This window comes from Phenylobacterium aquaticum, assembly GCF_022695515.1.
GTDB classification, from domain to species: Bacteria; Pseudomonadota; Alphaproteobacteria; order Caulobacterales; family Caulobacteraceae; genus Phenylobacterium; species Phenylobacterium aquaticum.
This window is the reverse complement of record NZ_JALDPT010000031.1, coordinates 1-16,963: the sequence shown is the minus strand read 5'-3', so window position 1 is coordinate 16,963 and position 16,963 is coordinate 1. Positions and strand designations below refer to the sequence as shown.

Below are 16,963 nucleotides of genomic sequence, written 5' to 3'. Positions count from 1 at the left end.
GCGTAGTCTTGGCGATCTAGACAACCGGCGACGGGCCCCTCCGGGCCCGTCGTCTTATTCATACGGAAGGAGCTGACCATGGCGGAGATCACCGCAGCGTTGGTTAAGGACCTGCGCGAAAAGTCCGGCGCGGGCATGATGGACTGCAAGAAGGCCCTCCAGGAAAACGGCGGCGACATCGACGCCTCCATGGACTGGCTGCGGACCAAGGGCCTCTCCAAGGCCGCCAAGAAGTCCGATCGCGCCGCCGCTGAAGGCCTGGTGGCCGGCAAGCTCAGCGCCGACGGCAAGACCGGCGTGCTGATCGAGCTGAACGCCGAGACCGACTTCGTCTCCAAGAACGAGACCTTCCAGACCGCCGCCCGCGACATCGCCGACGTGGCGCTGACCGTGGAAGGCGTCGAGGCCATCTCCGCGGCCAAGACGGCCAAGGGCGAGGTCGTCTCGGACCTGGTGACCAACCTGATCGCCACCATCGGCGAGAACATGCGTCTGCGCCGCTCGGCCCGCCTCGCGGTGGACGCCGGCGCCGTGGCCCTCTACCTGCACAATGCGCAGGGCGAAGGCGTCGGCCGTCTCGGCGTGCTCGTGGCGCTGGAAAGCACCGGCGACCAGGCCGTGCTGAAGGACGTGGGCCGCAAGATCGCCCTGCACGTGGCCGGTACGCCGACCCCGCCGCTGGCGCTCAGCGAAGCCGACCTCGACCCGGCCGCCGTCGAGAAGGAAAAGAAGTTCCTGACCGACCAGGCGCTGGAATCGGGCAAGCCGATCGGCGTCGTCGAGAAGATGATCGAAGGCCGGATCCGCAAGTGGCAGGAAGAAGTGGTGCTCCTGAAGCAACCCTTCGTCATGAACCCGGACCAGACCATCGAGCAGCTGATCGCCGAGACCGCCAAGGCCGTCGCGCGCCGGTGGCCGTGAAGGGCTTCGTGCGCTTCGCCCTTGGCGAAGGCGTGGACAAGGGTCCGGAAGGCCCCGACTTCGCGACCGAAGTGGCCCAGATGACCGCCAAGGCCTGATCCAGGTCTGAGCGAAAAAAGAAGACTTGAGGGCGTGGCCCGCGTTCGACGCGAGCCGCGCCCTTGGTTTATGTAAGACACCCCAGATTCTCGGAAGCCCGCCCATGTCCGACGCCCAGCCGCGCTACAAGAAGATCCTCTTGAAGATGTCGGGCGAGGTCCTGATGGGCGACGCCCTCTTCGGCATCGACACCAAGACCATCGAGGCGGTGGCCGAGGACATCAAGGAGGTCGTCGACGCCGGCGTGGAGCTGTGCCTGGTGGTCGGCGGCGGCAACATCTTCCGCGGCGTGTCATTGGCCGGCCGCGGCATGGAACGGGCCAGCGCCGACTATATGGGCATGCTGGCCACCGTCATGAACGCGCTCGCCCTGCAGGGCGCGCTGGAAAAGGCGGGCGTCCAGACCCGGGTCCAGTCGGCCATCCCGATGGACGCGGTCTGCGAGCCCTACATCCGCCGCCGCGCGATCCGGCACCTGGAAAAGGGCAGGGTGGTGATCTTCGCCGCCGGCCTCGGCGCGCCCTATTTCACCACCGACACGCCTGCGGCCCTGCGCACCGCCGAGATGGGCTGCGAGGCCCTGTTCAAGGGCACCAGCGTCGACGGCGTCTATACCGCCGACCCCAAGAAGGACCCCTCGGCCAAGCGCTATGAGGAGCTCAGCTATCACGAGGTCCTGTCCAAGGACCTGCGGGTGATGGACGCCTCGGCCATCGCCCTGATGCGCGACAACCAGATCCCGATCGTGGTGTTCTCGATCCGCGAGCGGGGGAATTTCATGAAGGTCCTGAAGGGCCAGGGCGTCTTCACGACCATCGTCTGAACCCGGCCGCAGGGGCGCCTCTGTTGGGCGCGCGCCTCGGCCAAGCTATAGAGACCCGTGGGCGCGCGCCGACTCGCATGCGTCGCGACCGCCCGGAACTTTGAGGAGAGCGCAGATGGCCGCAGCCGAAAAGCCGGTGCTTGCGAAGTACCGCGACCGCATGGACAAGGCGGTTCTCGCCCTGAAGGAAGAATTCTCGAGCCTGCGCACCGGCCGCGCCTCGGCCAGCCTGCTCGACCAGGTGATGGTCGACGCCTACGGCTCCAGCGTGCCGATCAACCAGGTGGGCGCGGTCAGCGTCCCCGAGCCCCGCTCGATCACGGTCAGCATCTGGGACAAGGCCCTGGTGATCTCGGTGGAGAAGGCGATCCGCAACGCCGGACTGGGCCTCAACCCGGTGACCGAGGGCATGACGCTCCGCATTCCCGTGCCGCCGCTCACAGAGGAGCGCCGCAAGGACCTGGTCAAGCTGGCCGCCAAATACGCTGAGCAACAGAAGATCGCTGTCCGCAACGTCCGCCGCGACGCCAATGACGACCTGAAGAAGGCCGAGAAGGACGCGGTCATTACTCAGGACGAGCAGAAGCGCATGGAGGCCGACGTCCAGAAGATGACGGACGAGGCGATTAAGCGCGTGGACGACGCCTTGAAAACCAAAGAACAAGAGATCATGCAGGTATAATCGTCCGGCACACCGACGGACGCACAGGATCACCATGGCCGCCGCCCCTTCCGAGCCGCCCAAAACGGACGCGCCCTTGCACGTGGCGATCGTCATGGATGGCAATGGCCGTTGGGCCAAGCGCCGGGGCCTGCCCCGGTCGCTGGGTCACCGGGCGGGTGTCGAAGCGCTGAAGCGCACGGTCGCCGTGGCGCCGGAGCTCGGCATTAAGTGGCTGACGGTGTTCGGGTTTTCCACCGAGAACTGGAGCCGTCCGGCCGCCGAGGTCTCCGAGCTGATGGCCCTGCCCAAGCGCTATTTCGAGAGCGACCTGGCCCGGCTGGAGCGCGAGGGCGTCCGGGTGCGCTGCTGGGGCCGCCGCCAGGGGCTGTCGGCCGATCTGGTCAAGATGCTGACCGACGCCGAGGCGCGCACGGCCCATAACGAGGTCTTCAACCTCAACATCGCCTTCAACTATGGCGGCCAGGCCGACATCGTCGACGCCGCCCGGCGCTTCGCCGAGGAGGTCGCGGCCGGCCGCGCCGATCCCGCCGACCTCAACGAAGCGGTCTTCACCCAACATCTGTCGACCGGCGCGGCGCCGCCCCCGGACATGATCATCCGGCCCTCGGGCGAACAGCGCCTGTCGAACTTCCTGCTCTGGGAAGCCGCCTATGCGGAGTTCATCTTCCAGGACGTCCTGTGGCCGGACTTCAACGCCGAGCACCTGAAGGCGGCGATCGAGGAGTACCGGCGGCGCGACCGGCGTTATGGCGGCGCGGCGGCGGACGATGTCCTTGCCGCAGGCTAAGCGCTTCGACTGGTCCAACCTCGGAATCCGCGTCCTCTCGGCGACGATTCTGATCCCCTCGGTCCTGCTGGCCGTCTGGCTGGGGGGCTGGGCCTATCTGACCCTCATTTCCGTCGCCGTCGCCGTGCTGGCGATCGAATGGGGAACCATGACCGCGCCAAACGCGCCGGTGCGGGTCTCTGCGGCGGTCTGCTTCGCGGTCCTGGCCGGGCTGTTCCTCGCGCACCGCGATCACATGTGGCTGGCCTGGGGCGGCATGCTGCTGGGCGGCCTGGCCGCGGCCCTGGTGGCGCGCGGCGTCGCCGAGCGCCCCGCCAACGCCGCCTTCGGCGTCGTCTATCTGGGGATCGCCTGCGTCTGCCTGATCTGGCTGCGCGCCATGCCCCAGGGGCGCTACTGGACCATCATGCTCTTCGCCATCACCTGGTCGGCGGACATCGCCGCCTATGCGGTCGGCAATGTGCTGAAGGGCCCCAAGCTGTGGCCCCGGTTCTCGCCCAACAAGACCTGGTCCGGGTTCGTCGGCGGTCTGGCCGCCTCCATGGCCACCGGCGCCATGATGGCCTCCCTGCCGATGTTCACCCTGAACCTGGCGGCGGCCGCCGTGGTCGGCCTGCTCGGCGGCCTCGCCACCATGGCCGGCGACCTGTGGGAATCGATGTTGAAGCGCCGGTTCGGCGTGAAGGATTCCGGGGACCTTATCCCCGGACACGGGGGTCTGCTTGACCGGGTCGACGGCCTCCTGTTTGCAGTGGTGGTCATCGCCGGCGCCCGGCTGGTGAACCACCTGGGATGGGGTCATTGAGCCTGCCACGCCGCGTCAGCATTCTGGGATCCACGGGCTCGGTCGGGGTCTCCACCCTCGACCTGCTCGACAAGGCCGACGCCGAGGTCGAGGTCGTCGCGCTTACGGCCGGCCGCAATGTCGAACGCCTTGCCGAACAGGCCCTGCGCTGGCGGCCTGGGCTGGCGGTCATCGAGGACGAGTCCTGCCTGGGCGAACTGCGCGACCGTCTGAAGGGCTCGGGGATCGAGGCCGCCGCCGGCGCCGCCGCCGTGGCCGACGCCGCGGCCGAGCCGGCCCAGTGGGTGATGTCCTCCATCGTCGGCTTCGCGGGTCTGGCGCCCACCCTGCGGGCCGTGAAGGGCGGCGCCGTCGTGGCGCTCGCCAATAAGGAAAGCCTGGTCTGCGCGGGGCCCAGCCTTCTGAGGCTCTCTCGGCTGGCGGGCGGGGCGGTGATTCCCGTCGATTCCGAGCACTCGGCCATCTTCCAGGTGCTCGACCCGGCCAACGCCCAGCATGTCTCACGCCTGATTCTGACCGCCTCGGGCGGGCCGTTCCGCAGCTGGACCCGCGAGCAGATGGCGCACGCCACCCCGGAACAGGCCGTTGCGCATCCAAACTGGAACATGGGCGTCAAGATTTCGGTCGATTCCGCGACCATGATGAACAAGGGGCTCGAGATGATCGAGGCCGCCTACCTGTTCTCCATGCCCGCGGAGCGTGTCGACGCCTTGATCCATCCCCAGTCCATCGTCCACAGCCTGGTGGAATATGCGGATGGCTCCACGCTCGCCCAGCTGGGCCCGCCGGACATGCGCACCCCGATCGCCTGCGCCTTCGCCTGGCCCGACCGGCTGCCCTGGCCCGCGCCCAAGCTCGACCTGGCCAAGGCCGGGGCGCTCACCTTCGAGGAGCCGGACTATGACCGGTTCCCGGCGCTCAAGGTCGCCAAGGCCGCGCTCGCCGCCGGCGGGGCCGCCCCGGCGGTGCTGAACGCCGCCAATGAGGTCGGAGTCGCCGCTTTTCTTGACCGACGGATAGGCTTTCTCGATATTGCCGCAATCGTGGCCGACACCCTGGAGCGGGTGGAGGCGAGGGGCCTCGCTGAGGAGTCGACGGGCGATGCTCTTGAAACGGCGCGGCAAAACGATGCGACGGCCCGGCGTGTGGCGGGCGAGGTCGTGGCCGATCTCGGCGCGGCGCGGCATTAAGGGGTAGCGCCATGATCGGCTTCTTACAGGGCGCCCTGAATTCCGCGGTCTGCTTCGTGCTGGTGCTGACCCTGGTGGTGACCATCCACGAGCTCGGACACTTCCTGGCCGCCAAGGCCTGCGGCGTGGCCATCGACCGCTTCTCCATCGGCTTCGGCCGCCCCATCCTTTCCTGGACCGACAAGTCCGGCGTCGAATGGCGCGTCGGCTGGATCCCTTTGGGCGGCTATGTCCGCTTCTCCGGCGACGACAACGCCGCCAGCGTGCCTGATCGCGACGATCTGGACTCCCTGCGCGCCGAGATCGAGAGCCGGGAAGGGCGCGCCGCCGTCGCCCGCTACTATCATTTCAAGCCCCTGTGGCAGCGCGCCTTCGTCGCCGCCGCCGGGCCCATGGCCAATTTCGCCCTGGCGATCACCCTGTTCGCGAGCCTGCTGCTGATCTTCGGCCAGTATGTGTCGCCGCCGCGGGTCGCCGCGGTCAACCCGAACAGCCCCGCCGCGCTCGCCGGCTTCCAGCCCGGCGACTTCGTGCTGAAGGTCCAGGGCAAGCCGATCCGCAGCTTCGACGAGATCGCCGAGACCGCCCAGATCCGGGTCAATCTGCCCACCCAGTTCACTGTCCGCCGCGGCGAAACGACCGTCGATCTGGTCGCCACCCCGGCCCTGATCAACCGCCCCGACGCCCAGATGGGCGGCATGCGCAAGCAGGGCACGCTGGGCCTCACCGCCCAGGGCGCCTATGAGCACCTGACCTATGGCCCGGTGCAGGCCCTGGCCGGCGGGGTGGACCGCACGGCCGACATGATCGGGACCACCGTCTTCTATCTGGGCCGGATGATCACCGGCCAGGTGGCCGCCGACCAGCTCAGCGGCCCGCTCGGCATCGCCCGGGTGTCCGGCAAGATCGCCCACAACGCCACGGCTGATGCGCCCAATCTCGGCGCGTTCCTGCTGGGCGGCGGCGTGGCGCTTCTGCAACTCGCCGCGGCGATCTCGGTCGGCGTCGGTTTCATGAACCTCCTGCCGGTGCCCGTCCTCGACGGCGGCCATCTGCTCTTCTACGCCTATGAGGCGCTCGCCCGGCGCCCTCTTGCTGCCAAGGTTCAGGCCGCAGGCTATCGTGTGGGCCTTGCGCTGGTGCTCGGATTGATGTTGTTCGCGACCTGGAACGATCTGCAGCAGCTGCGTGTGTTCAAAATCCTCGGCGGTCTCCCTTCCTGACCCGCCCATTTCCGTTGACGGCAGAAACGATGCAAAGAACCCGCGCCCATAGCGCCGCGCTCGCCTCCGGCATCGCCCTCTTGATGGGGGCGACAGCCCTTGTCACGCCGGCGATCGCCCTGGCCCAGGCCGCCCCGCAGGAAGGCGTCGTGCAGCGCATTCTGGTGACCGGCAACGAGCGGATCGAGCAATCGACGATCCTCTCCTATCTCCCGATCCAGCCTGGCGACAGCGTCGGCCCGGCCAAGATCGACTTGGCGCTGAAGGCGCTGTTCCGCACCGACCTGTTCTCGGACGTGAAGGTCGGGCTGGTGAACGGCGATCTGACGATCAACGTCGTCGAGAACCCGATCATCAACAAGGTGGTCTTCGAAGGCAATTCGGGCCTCAAGGAAGACAAGCTGCGCGACGAGGTCTCGGTCCGTCCGCGCGGCATCTTCACCAAGGCCAAGGTGCAGACCGACGTCCAGCGCATCATCGAGCTCTATCGCCGCTCGGGCCGCATCTCGGCGACCGTGACACCGAAGATCGTCGAGCTGCCGCAAAAGCGCGTCGACCTGATCTTCGAGATCAATGAAGGGCCCAAGAGCGGCGTCCTGCGGGTCAACTTCCTGGGCAACAAGGAATTCTCGGACAACGACCTGCGCGATGTCGTGGTCACCGAGCAGACCAGCCTGCTGAAGTTCTTCTCCAGCAACGCCAATTACGACCCTGACCGCCTGGAGTACGACAAGGAGCAGCTGCGCAAGCACTATCGCAACCGCGGCTTCTACGACTTCCGGGTCATCTCCGCCGTCGCCGAGCTGGCGCCGGACAAGAACGGCTTCGTGGTCACCTACACCCTCGACGAGGGGCCGCAGTACAAGTTCGGCAAGATCAGCGTCGAGACGACGCTGAAGAAGCTCGATAAGGACCTGCTGCTGCAGCTGGTGCCGATCCACACCGGCGACCTCTACGAAGACGAGAAGATCGAGAGCTCGACCGACTCTCTGACCTTCGCCGCCGGCGCGGCCGGCTTCGCCTCGGTGGACGTGCGGCCTCGCTACACCCCCAATCGCGAGACCAAGACCGTCGACGTGACCTTCGAGGTCAACGAAGGCCCGCGCGTCTACGTCAACCGCATCGACATCGTCGGCAACACCCAGACCCTCGACTACGTGATCCGTCGCGAGCTGAACCTGGTGGAGGGCGACGCCTATAACCGCGCCCTGGTCGATCGCTCGAAAAACAACATCAAGTCGCTCGGCTTCTTCAAGGACGTCGACATCAAGGAGATCCCGACCGCGGTGCCCGACCGCACGGATCTGCAGGTGAAGGTCGAGGAGCAGCCCACCGGCGAGCTCTCGTTCAGCGCCGGCTACTCCTCGGTGGACCAGCTGGTCCTCGATCTGGGCGTCACCCAGCGCAACTTCCGCGGCCGCGGCCAGGACGTCCGCGCCCGGGTGTCGGTCGGTTCGCTGCGCCAGCAGGTCGACCTGTCCTTCACCGAGCCGCGGTTCCTGGGGCGCAACCTGCGCGCCGGGGTCGATGTCTATTCCTACAAGTACGACTTCTCCCAGTACTCGGCCTATCAGTCCAAGAGCCTGGGGATGAACCTGCGCCTCGGCTTCCCGCTGACGCTGAACTCCTCGATGTCCACCCGCTACGTCCTGCGCAGCGACGAGGTCGATATCGACTCCAGCTACTGCGATCCGGCCGCGCCGCTCGTCTCGCTCTCGCTCTGCGCCCAGCGCGGCAGCTATGTCACCTCGCTGGTCGGCTACGGCCTGCGGCTCGACCGCCGGAACGACCCGATCCGCCCGACCCGCGGCTTCTACGCCGACCTCAACCAGGACCTGGCCGGTCTCGGCGGCGACGTGAACTATCTGAAGACCGAGGCGGACGCCGCCTGGTTCCACGGCTTCAACAAGGACTTCGTCCTGTCGGTCACCGGCTCGGCGGGCTATGTCAGCGGCTGGAACGGCGACACCATCCGGATCAACGACCGCTTCTACAAGGGCGGCAACAGCTTCCGCGGCTTCGAGACCGCCGGCATCGGTCCGCGGGACACCAGCTACAGCCGCAGCGACGCGCTGGGTGGCCGGGCCTACGCCATCGGCTCGCTCGACCTGACCATCCCGACCTTCCTGCCCGAACAATACGGGATCAAGGCCGGGCTGTTCACCGACTTCGGCACCGTCGGCATGCTCGACGACAAGGACAAGATCTGCATCGTCACGCGCACGGCCGACACCACGACCAACACCCACGCCTGCGCGGCGGGCCAGCGCGACCCCGACATCTATGACAATCTGGCGCTCCGGGCCTCGGCCGGTCTGTCGATCTCGTGGAAGTCGCCGATGGGTCCGATCCGCTTCGACTTCAGCCAAGTTCTGGCCAAAGAAACCTACGACAAGACCGAGACCTTCCGGTTCTCCACAGCAACAAAGTTCTGATCCCATGAAAATGACGTCTCTTTTCGCGGCCACCTGCGTCGCCGCCGCTTCGCTCGTGACCGCCCAGTCGGCCCTGGCCCAGGCTGCGCCGGCCGCCGCGGCCCAGGCCCCGATCAGCCATGGCCCGGCGATCCCCGGCGTCTGCGTTGTGTCCCTGGAAGGCGCCATCGGCGCGTCGACCGTCGGCAAGTACGTCCAGACCCGTCTGGGCCAGATCGGCACCCAGGTTCAGGCCGAGCTGACCGCCGAGCAGACCGCGATCAACAACGCCGCCAAGGCGCTCGACGCCCAGAAGGGCACCCTGGACCAGGCCAGCTTCGACAAGCAGGCCGCCGATCTGCAGCTGCGGGCCAACGCCTATCAGCGCAAGGGCCAGCTGCGTGACCGCGAAATGCAGGCCACCCAGCAGAAGGCCCTGGGCCGCGTCGGTCAGGAACTCGACCCCGTGATCCGCACCGCCTACCAGCAATCGAAGTGCTCGCTGCTGCTGCAACGCGACGCCCTGGTCATCGCCAACCCGGCGATGGACATCACCGGCGCCGTGGTCACCGGCCTGAACGCCAAGATCACCCAGTTCGCCTTCGACCGTGAACATCTGGACCAGCCGGCTCCCGCCGCCCAGAGTGGCAAGTAAGACGACTCGCGACAGCGCGGGTCGCGCCAAAGATCGGTTTCTATGCCTGACCCGCGCTTCTTCCAGGACCTGGGCCCCGTGGCCCTGTCCGAACTCGCCCAGCTGACGGGCGCCGAGATCTCTCCCGAGGCCGGGGGCGTACGCGTCACCCGCGTCGCCACCCTGGCCCGGGCCGATCGCGACAGCATCACCTTCATCACCGACAAGAAGTACCTGGCGGACCTGGCCGAGACCCCGGCCGCCGCCTGCTTCGTGCCGCCCCAGTTCGCCGCCCAGGTCCCCGAGGGCTGCGTGGCCCTGGTCACCCGTACGCCCCAGGCGGCCTACGCCATGTCCGCCAACCGCCTGCACCAGCCGCGCCTGCATACGGGCGCGGAGGCGATCGCGGCCGATGCGGTGATCGAGCCGGGCGCTCGGCTCGGCCCGGGCGTCGTGGTCGGCCCCGGCGCGCGGATCGGCGCGGGCACGGTGATCTGCGCCAATGCGGTGATCGGGCCGGGCGTGACCATCGGCCGGGACGGCTATGTCGGCTCCAACGCCAGCATCGCCTTCTCCCTGATCGGCGACCGGGTGAAGATCCTGGCCAACGCCGTGATCGGCGAACACGGCTTCGGCGCCACGGGCGCGGCGACCGGGGTGATCGACGTGCCCCAGCTGGGCCGCGTCATCCTGCAGGACGGGGTGACCATCGGGGCCAACAGCTGCGTCGACCGCGGCGCCTATGACGACACCGTGGTGGGCGAGAACACCAAGATCGACAACCTGGTCCAGATCGCCCACAACGTCCGGGTCGGGCGCAATTGCGTCATGGCCGCCCATACGGGCATTTCCGGCAGCGTGACGATCGGCGACGGCGCCGCGTTCGGCGGCCGGGCGGGGCTGAAGGATCACCTGGTGATCGGCGAGGGCGCTCAGATCGCCGCCGGCGCCGGGGTGCTGAAAGATGTGCCGGCGGGGGAGACCTGGGGGGGATTCCCGGCCCAGCCCATCCGTCAATGGATACGCGAGGTCACGTGGGTCGCCCGGGCGGCGACGCGGGGCCGTGAGGGAGCTGATAAATGAGCGGGACGACGGCGGGCGCAGGCGTGTCCATAGACATCGCGGAGATCATCGCCCGCATCCCACATCGCTTTCCGTTCCTGCTGGTGGACCGGGCCGAGGACTATGTGGCCAATGAATCGATCGTTGGGATCAAGTGCGTGACGATCAATGAGCCCTTCTTCCAGGGCCACTTCCCGGACTATCCGGTCATGCCCGGCGTGCTGATCGTCGAGGCCATGGCCCAGACCGGCGCCGTCCTGATGTCCAAGACCATGGATGTCGATCCGGCCGGCAAGACCATCCTGTTCGCCTCGGTCGACAACTGCCGCTTCCGCGCGCCGGTGCGGCCCGGCGACGTCCTGCGCATGAATGTGCGGGTGCTGAAATCCCGGGGCGGGCTGTTCAAGTTCGGCGGTCAGGCCATGGTCGGCGACAAGATCGCCGCCGAGGCGGAGTTCGCCGCCATGCTGGTGGAGACCCCCACGTCGTGACCATCGAAGTTCATCCCACCTCCATCGTCGCGGCCGGCGCGGAGCTCGCCGACGGCGTCTCCATCGGCCCGTTCTGCACCATCGGACCCAATGTCCGCCTGGGCGCAAACACCCGGCTGGTCTCGCACATCGTGGTCGACGGCCACACCGAGCTCGCGCCGACAACACCGTCTATCCCTTCGCCATGCTGGGCGGACCACCCCAGCACACGGCCTATAAGGGCGAGCCGACCCAGTTGCGCATCGGCGACCGCAATGTCATCCGCGAGCACGCGACAATGAACATCGGCACGGTCAATGGCGGCGGGGTCACCCAGGTGGGCTCCGACGGCCTCTACATGATCGAGAGCCATGTGGGCCACGACTGCAAGGTCGGCAATCACTGCATCCTGACCAAGCAGGCGACCCTCGGCGGTCACTGCGACCTCGGCGATTATGTGATCGTCGGGGGCCTGGCGGCGGTGCACCAGTTCACCCGGGTCGGCCGTCACGCCATGATCGGCGGCCTCGCTGCCGTGGTGAAGGACGTCATTCCCTACGGCTCGGTCTGGGGCAACCACGCCCACCTCGAGGGCCTGAACCTGGTCGGCCTCAAGCGCCGGGGCTTCAGCCGCGAGACCATCAACACCATGCGCGCGGCCTATCGCATGCTGTTCGCCGACGAGGGCACCTTCCAGGAGCGCCTCGACGACACGGTGGAGACCTATGCCGCCTGTCCGGAAGTGGTCGAGATCATCGACTTCATCCGCGCCGACGGCGCCCGGCCGCTCTGCCTGCCCGAGCGCGAGATCTAGGCGGGGCCCATGCGCAAGCTTGGCCTCATCGCCGGCGGCGGCGCCCTCCCGGTCGAGATCGCCGCCCACTGCGAACAGGCGGGCCGGCCCTTCTTCATCGTCCGGCTGAAGGGCTTCGCGGGGCCCGAGCTCGCCGACTATCCCGGCGCCGATATCGGCCTGGGCGAGGTTGGCAAGTGCATCAAGGCGCTGAAGCAGGCCGGCTGCCAGTCGGTGTGCCTGGTCGGCAATGTCAGCCGCCCGGACTTCAAGGCCCTCAAGCTCGACCTCCGCGGCATGTCGATCATCCCCGCCGTGATCAAGGCCGCCCGCAGCGGCGACGACGCCCTGCTGCGCGTCGTGCTGGACGAGTTCGCCAAGGAGGGTTTCGCCATCGAAGGCGCGCATGAGGCCAATACCGACCTGACCCTGGGCGCCGGGCCGCTGGGCAAGGTCGCGCCCGGTCCGGAACACGCCGCCGACATCGCCCGGGCCCTGCACGTCGCTCGCGAGATCGGCCGCCTCGATGTGGGGCAGGGCGCCGTGGTCTGCGACGGCCTGGTCCTCGCCGTCGAGGCCCAGGAAGGCACCGACGCCATGCTGCGCCGGGTCGCCCACGAGATTCCGACCGCCATCCGCGGTCAGCCCGGCGCCTATAAGGGCGTGCTCGCCAAGGCCCCCAAGCCGATCCAGGAGACCAAGGTCGACATGCCGACCATCGGCGTCGCCACGGTCCAGCGCGCCGCGGCCGCCGGCTTGGCCGGCATCGTGGGCGAGGTGGGCCACCTCCTGGTGCTGGACCGCGAGGAGGTCATCGCGCTCGCCGACGATCTCGGCCTGTTCATCCTGGGCGTGGCGCCGGAGGCGGCATGAGCCGGCCTCTGTGCGTCATGCTGGTCGCCGCTGAAGCGTCCGGCGACGACCGCGGCGCGGCCCTGGCGCTGGCCCTGAAACGACGGCTGGGCGACGGCGTCCGCTTTGTGGGCGTCGGCGGGGCGCACATGGCCGCGGCCGGGGTGCAAAGCCCCTTCGACATCTCCGAGATCTCGATCCTCGGTCTGCTGGAAGGCCTGATGGCCTATCCGCGGATCATGAAGCGGGTGGCCGACACCGCCGCCCTGGCGGCGCGGGAAAAGCCGGACGTGGCGGTGCTGATCGATTCCTGGGGCTTCACGCTTAGGGTCGCCGATCGCCTGCGGAAGCTCGACCCGAAGCTGCCCCTGATCAAGTATGTCGGGCCCCAGGTCTGGGCGACCGGCCGGGTCGCGCCAAAGTCCTGGCCGACAAGGTCGACCACCTCCTGACCATCCACGCCTTCGACGCCCCGTTCTTCGAGAAGGAGGGGCTGCCGGTCACCTTCGTGGGCAATGGCGCCCTGAACATCGACTTCTCCCGGTCCGACCCCGACCGCCTGCGCCGCCAGCTCGGCATAGCGCCCGAGGCCCAGATCCTGGTGGTGATGCCGGGCAGCCGGCCCAGCGAGATCGAGCGGGTGCTGCCGGCCTTCGAGGATGCGGTGAGGCTGCTCAAGGCCGACCATCCCGACCTGGAGGTGGTCATTCCGGCCGCGCCCACGGTGGCCGAGGCGGTCAAGGCCAAGGTGGCCGGCTGGTCGCGCCGGGCCCATGTCATCGAGGGCGACGAGGCCAAGTTCGACGCCATGAAGGCCGCGACGGTGGCGCTCGCCTGTTCGGGCACGGTGACCCTGGAGCTGGCGCTCGCCGGCGCGCCCATGGTGGTCGGCTACCGCCTGGCCAAGCTCACCCACACCATCCTCAAGCGGCTGATCCGGACGCCCTATATCGTGCTGTTCAATATCGCCGCCCAGCGCTTCATCGCGCCGGAGTTCGTGCAGGACGACTGCAATGGTCCGGACCTGGCCCGAGCGGTGGCGGCGCGCCTGGACGATCCCGAGCTGCGCGCCCGTCAGGTCGCCGAGCAGTACGAGGCGCTCGATAAAATGGGTCGCGGCGGCCCCGATCCCTCGGAGGCCGCCGCGACGGCAGTCCTGAAAATCGTCGGGGAGGGGCGCTAGCCCCTCACCTTAGCCGCGCTTGTCGACGGGGACGTAGTCGCGGGCCGGAGCGCCGGTATAGATCTGGCGCGGACGGCCGATCTTCTGCGACGGATCCTCGATCATTTCCTTCCATTGCGAGATCCAGCCCACGGTGCGGGCCAGGGCGAACAGCACCGTGAACATCTCGGGCGGGAAGCCCAGGGCGCGCAGGGTGATGCCGGAATAGAAGTCGACGTTCGGATAGAGCTTGCGCTCAATGAAGTAGGGATCGGAAAGCGCGATCTTTTCCAGCTCCATCGCCACCTTCAGCAGCGGGTCGTCGGAGTGGCCGACTTCCGCCAGCACTTCGTGGCAGGTCTTCTGCATCACGGTCGCGCGCGGGTCGTAGTTCTTATAGACCCGGTGGCCGAAGCCCATCAGGCGATAGCGACGATCCTTCACGCCCTGGACGTATTCCGGGATGCGGTCGACCGTGCCGATCTCCATCAGCATGTTCAGGGCCTCTTCGTTGGCCCGCCATGGCTGGGGCCCCAGAGGCAGGCGATGCCGGCGGCGATGCAGGCGAACGGATTGGCGCCCGACGAACCGGCCAGGCGGACGGTCGAGGTCGAGGCGTTCTGCTCGTGGTCGGCATGGAGGATGAAGATCCGGTCCATGGCCCGCGTCAGCACCGGGTTCGGCTTCCAGTCCTCTGCGGGGACCGAGAAGCACATGCGCAGGAAGTTCTCCGCATAGGAGAGATCGTTGCGCGGATGCACGAAGGGCTGGCCGCGGAAGTACTTGAAGGCCCGCGCCGCGATCGTCGGCATCTTGGCGATCAGCCGGTGCGACGAGATCATCCGCTGGACCGGATCATCGACGTTCGTGCTGTCGTGATAGAAGGCCGACAGGGCGCCGACGGCGCCGACCATGATCGCCATCGGGTGGGCGTCGCGCCGGAACCCCTGGAAGAACCGGTCGAACTGCTCGTGCAGCATCGTGTGGTGGGTGATGGTGTGTTCGAAGGTTTCGAACTCGGCCGCGGTCGGCAGTTCGCCGTTCAGCAGCAGGTAGCAGACCTCCAGGAAGCTGGAGTCTTCGGCCAGCTGGGAGATCGGATAACCGCGGTGCAGCAAAATACCCGCGTCACCGTCGATGAAGGTGATCTTGCTCTCGCAGCTCGCCGTCGAGGTGAAGCCCGGGTCGTAGGTGAAGACGTCGGCCTCGGCGTAGAGCTTGCGGATGTCGACGACAGGGGGCCCATCCGTCCCCGTCAAAACCGGGAGTTCGACGGTCTTGGCGCCGATGCTCATTTTCGCCGTGTCGGCCATGCCATCCCCTTTTTATGCTGGAATTGAAACGCCTGTTCGCGAGCCTTATAGCGCCTTACGCAGCGCGCGAAAGGGCGTCGTCGATCCTCGCGAGACTTTCCGGTTTTCCGAGGCTTACCAAGGCGCCGGCGAGGTCGGGGGCCGGCGAGCCGCCTGAAAGGACAGCGCGCAGGGCCGGGCCGATCTTGCCAAGGCCAACACCTTCAGATTCCGCGAACTTCCGGTTCGTCTCTTCCAGAACCGGTACGCTCCAGTCGGTGACGTTCGCGTAAACAGCGGCCAGCCGCGCCAATCGGCCGCGGGTCTCGTCATTGAGCATGCCGATCGCCTTTTCCGGCAGCTCCAGCGGCCGGCGCTTCAGGGCGAACACCACATTGTCGGCCAGTTCCAGGGTGGTCTTGGCCCCGTCCCGTACCAAGGGAATGGTGCGTTGCAGAATGGCCTCGTCGCCATCATGCAGCGGCCAGTCGCGGCTTTTCAGGATTCGGGTCACCAGCCCGACCAGCCGGTCGATCTCCGCCTCGCGGATATAGTGGTTGTTCACATGGGCGAGCTTGGCCCAGTCTAGCCGGGCCGGCGCGCCGACCACATCCTTGATGTCGAACCAGGCCTGGGCCTGCTCGTCGCCGAAGATCTCGTCGTCGCCATGGCCCCAGCCCAGCTTGGCCAGGTAGTTGCGCATCGCCTCGGGCAGATAGCCCATGTCGTCGAATTCGCTGACGGCTTGCGCGCCATGGCGCTTGGACAGCTTCTTGCCGTCCGGGCCGTTGATCATCGGCAGGTGGGCCCAGACCGGAACGTCCCAGCCCATGCCCTGATAGATCTGGGTCTGGCGGGCGGCGTTGTTCAGGTGGTCGTCGCCGCGGATCACGTGGGTCACGCCCATGTCGTGGTCGTCGACCACCACGGCCAGGTTATAGGTCGGCGAGCCGTCCGTGCGCAGCAGGATCAGGTCGTCCAGATCCTTGTTCTGGAAGGTGACGTCGCCCTTCACCTGGTCGGCGATCAGGGTCTCGCCCTCGGTCGCCGCGCGCAGCCGCACCACATAGGGCTGGTCGGCGTCATAATTGCCTTCGCCGCGGTCGCGCCAGGGCGAGCGGATCACCCGGCCCTCGGCGCGGGCGGTCTCGCGCTCGTGCGCCAGCTCGTCCGGGGTCATGTAGCAGCGATAGGCCGAGCCCCGCGCCAGCATCTCCTGCACCACCGCGCGATGGCGGTCGGCGCGCGAGAACTGGAACACCGGCTCCTCGTCCGGCGTCAGGCCCAGCCAGTTGAGGCCGTCGAAAATCGCCTGCACCGCCGGCTCGGTCGAGCGCTCGCGGTCGGTGTCTTCGATGCGCAGCAGGAACTTGCCGCCGACATGCTTGGCGTAAAGCCAGTTGAAAAGCGCCGTCCGGGCCGTGCCAATGTGCATGTAGCCGGTGGGCGAGGGGGCGATACGGGTGACGACGGGGCGGTCGGACATAGAGGTTTCGACTGAAGGTGAGGGGCGCGACGCCGCGGGCGTCGCCGTTGGCCGGCCTCTTAGCACGTGGATTCGCCGCCCTCCTAGCCTGTCGGCCGTTCGCGTCTGGCTGGCGGCCCAGGCGCAGGCCCAGGGCGACCGCCTGGCGCTCTGGGCGCCGGTCGCCGTCGGCTGCGGCGCGGCCGGCTATTTCGCCCTGCCGCGGGAGCCCCTGGCCGTCGTCGGCTGGGGCGTGCTGGCGCTCGCCGCGGGCCTCGCGGCCCTG

The 16,963-nt window shown here is 67.8% G+C and carries 13 protein-coding genes and 4 pseudogenes; 15 read left to right on the top strand and 2 right to left on the bottom strand.

The annotated features are described in order from the left end of the window. Window positions 1-78 precede the first annotated feature (78 nt). The 14 genes and pseudogenes from tsf to lpxB all read left to right on the top strand — a co-directional run bounded on the left by tsf (window position 79) and on the right by lpxB (window position 13,941). Window positions 79-1,019: pseudogene (gene tsf / locus MQH10_RS19630) on the top strand (translation elongation factor Ts). A gap of 104 nt (window positions 1,020-1,123) precedes the next feature. After that, window positions 1,124-1,843: a UMP kinase gene (gene pyrH / locus MQH10_RS19625; RefSeq protein WP_242565680.1), complete on the top strand. Its 720-nt coding sequence runs from the start codon at window positions 1,124-1,126 to the stop codon at window positions 1,841-1,843. 115 nt (window positions 1,844-1,958) lie between these two features. Beyond that, window positions 1,959-2,525 (top strand): ribosome recycling factor, encoded by a 567-nt coding sequence (gene frr, locus MQH10_RS19620; protein ID WP_242565679.1) that lies wholly within the window; start codon window positions 1,959-1,961, stop codon window positions 2,523-2,525. 34 nt (window positions 2,526-2,559) lie between these two features. Then, window positions 2,560-3,315: a polyprenyl diphosphate synthase gene (gene uppS, locus MQH10_RS19615; RefSeq protein ID WP_242565678.1), complete on the top strand. Its 756-nt coding sequence runs from the start codon at window positions 2,560-2,562 to the stop codon at window positions 3,313-3,315. Beyond that, window positions 3,296-4,120 (top strand): phosphatidate cytidylyltransferase, encoded by an 825-nt coding sequence (locus MQH10_RS19610; protein WP_242565677.1) that lies wholly within the window; start codon window positions 3,296-3,298, stop codon window positions 4,118-4,120. The genes uppS and MQH10_RS19610 overlap by 20 nt, the downstream gene beginning before the upstream one ends. Further along, window positions 4,108-5,310 carry a 1-deoxy-D-xylulose-5-phosphate reductoisomerase gene (dxr, locus tag MQH10_RS19605; protein ID WP_242565676.1) on the top strand — a complete coding sequence of 401 codons (1,203 nt, stop codon included), beginning with the start codon at window positions 4,108-4,110 and terminating at the stop codon, window positions 5,308-5,310. Before MQH10_RS19610 ends, dxr begins: the two co-directional genes overlap by 13 nt. Window positions 5,311-5,321: 11 nt before the next feature. Beyond that, window positions 5,322-6,533 (top strand): M50 family metallopeptidase, encoded by a 1,212-nt coding sequence (locus MQH10_RS19600; protein ID WP_242565675.1) that lies wholly within the window; start codon window positions 5,322-5,324, stop codon window positions 6,531-6,533. Between the two features lie 29 nt (window positions 6,534-6,562). Then, window positions 6,563-8,968 (top strand): outer membrane protein assembly factor BamA, encoded by a 2,406-nt coding sequence (gene bamA / locus MQH10_RS19595; protein WP_242565674.1) that lies wholly within the window; start codon window positions 6,563-6,565, stop codon window positions 8,966-8,968. A gap of 10 nt (window positions 8,969-8,978) precedes the next feature. Then, window positions 8,979-9,602, top strand: a complete 624-nt coding sequence (locus MQH10_RS19590) for an OmpH family outer membrane protein (protein ID WP_242565673.1) — start codon at window positions 8,979-8,981, stop codon at window positions 9,600-9,602. A gap of 42 nt (window positions 9,603-9,644) precedes the next feature. Next, window positions 9,645-10,664 carry a UDP-3-O-(3-hydroxymyristoyl)glucosamine N-acyltransferase gene (lpxD, locus tag MQH10_RS19585; RefSeq protein ID WP_242565672.1) on the top strand — a complete coding sequence of 340 codons (1,020 nt, stop codon included), beginning with the start codon at window positions 9,645-9,647 and terminating at the stop codon, window positions 10,662-10,664. After that, a complete protein-coding gene (fabZ, locus tag MQH10_RS19580; protein WP_242565671.1) occupies window positions 10,661-11,134 on the top strand; it encodes a 3-hydroxyacyl-ACP dehydratase FabZ in 474 nt (157 codons plus the stop codon). Before lpxD ends, fabZ begins: the two co-directional genes overlap by 4 nt. Before the next feature lie 2 nt (window positions 11,135-11,136). Next, window positions 11,137-11,927, top strand: a pseudogene (lpxA, locus tag MQH10_RS19575) (acyl-ACP--UDP-N-acetylglucosamine O-acyltransferase). Window positions 11,928-11,936: 9 nt separating this feature from the next. Continuing rightward, window positions 11,937-12,779, top strand: coding sequence for a UDP-2,3-diacylglucosamine diphosphatase (lpxI, locus tag MQH10_RS19570; RefSeq protein WP_242565670.1), 843 nt, complete (start codon window positions 11,937-11,939; stop codon window positions 12,777-12,779). Continuing rightward, window positions 12,776-13,941 (top strand): annotated as a pseudogene (lpxB, locus tag MQH10_RS19565) (lipid-A-disaccharide synthase). Before lpxI ends, lpxB begins: the two are co-directional and overlap by 4 nt. 9 nt (window positions 13,942-13,950) lie before the next feature. Here the strand turns inward: lpxB and gltA are convergent. After that, window positions 13,951-15,215 (bottom strand): annotated as a pseudogene (gene gltA, locus MQH10_RS19560) (citrate synthase). A 73-nt stretch (window positions 15,216-15,288) separates the two neighbouring features. Next, a complete protein-coding gene (gltX, locus tag MQH10_RS19555; RefSeq protein ID WP_242565669.1) occupies window positions 15,289-16,698 on the bottom strand; it encodes a glutamate--tRNA ligase in 1,410 nt (469 codons plus the stop codon). Here gltX and MQH10_RS19550 point away from each other — a divergent pair. Further along, a partial coding sequence (locus tag MQH10_RS19550) for a hypothetical protein (protein ID WP_242565668.1) occupies window positions 16,676-16,963 on the top strand: 288 nt, incomplete at its 3' end. The genes gltX and MQH10_RS19550 overlap by 23 nt on opposite strands.

Excerpts from the sequence above, each read along its gene's own strand:
- pyrH (WP_242565680.1), top strand. The coding sequence starts at position 1,124 with ATGTCCGACGCCCAGCCGCGCTACAAGAAGATCCTCTTGAAGATGTCG.
- frr (WP_242565679.1), top strand. The coding sequence starts at position 1,959 with ATGGCCGCAGCCGAAAAGCCGGTGCTTGCGAAGTACCGCGACCGCATG.
- uppS (WP_242565678.1), top strand. The coding sequence starts at position 2,560 with ATGGCCGCCGCCCCTTCCGAGCCGCCCAAAACGGACGCGCCCTTGCAC.
- MQH10_RS19610 (WP_242565677.1), top strand. The coding sequence starts at position 3,296 with ATGTCCTTGCCGCAGGCTAAGCGCTTCGACTGGTCCAACCTCGGAATC.
- dxr (WP_242565676.1), top strand. The coding sequence starts at position 4,108 with ATGGGGTCATTGAGCCTGCCACGCCGCGTCAGCATTCTGGGATCCACG.
- MQH10_RS19600 (WP_242565675.1), top strand. The coding sequence starts at position 5,322 with ATGATCGGCTTCTTACAGGGCGCCCTGAATTCCGCGGTCTGCTTCGTG.
- bamA (WP_242565674.1), top strand. The coding sequence starts at position 6,563 with ATGCAAAGAACCCGCGCCCATAGCGCCGCGCTCGCCTCCGGCATCGCC.
- MQH10_RS19590 (WP_242565673.1), top strand. The coding sequence starts at position 8,979 with ATGACGTCTCTTTTCGCGGCCACCTGCGTCGCCGCCGCTTCGCTCGTG.
- lpxD (WP_242565672.1), top strand. The coding sequence starts at position 9,645 with ATGCCTGACCCGCGCTTCTTCCAGGACCTGGGCCCCGTGGCCCTGTCC.
- fabZ (WP_242565671.1), top strand. The coding sequence starts at position 10,661 with ATGAGCGGGACGACGGCGGGCGCAGGCGTGTCCATAGACATCGCGGAG.
- lpxI (WP_242565670.1), top strand. The coding sequence starts at position 11,937 with ATGCGCAAGCTTGGCCTCATCGCCGGCGGCGGCGCCCTCCCGGTCGAG.
- gltX (WP_242565669.1), bottom strand. The coding sequence starts at position 16,698 with ATGTCCGACCGCCCCGTCGTCACCCGTATCGCCCCCTCGCCCACCGGC.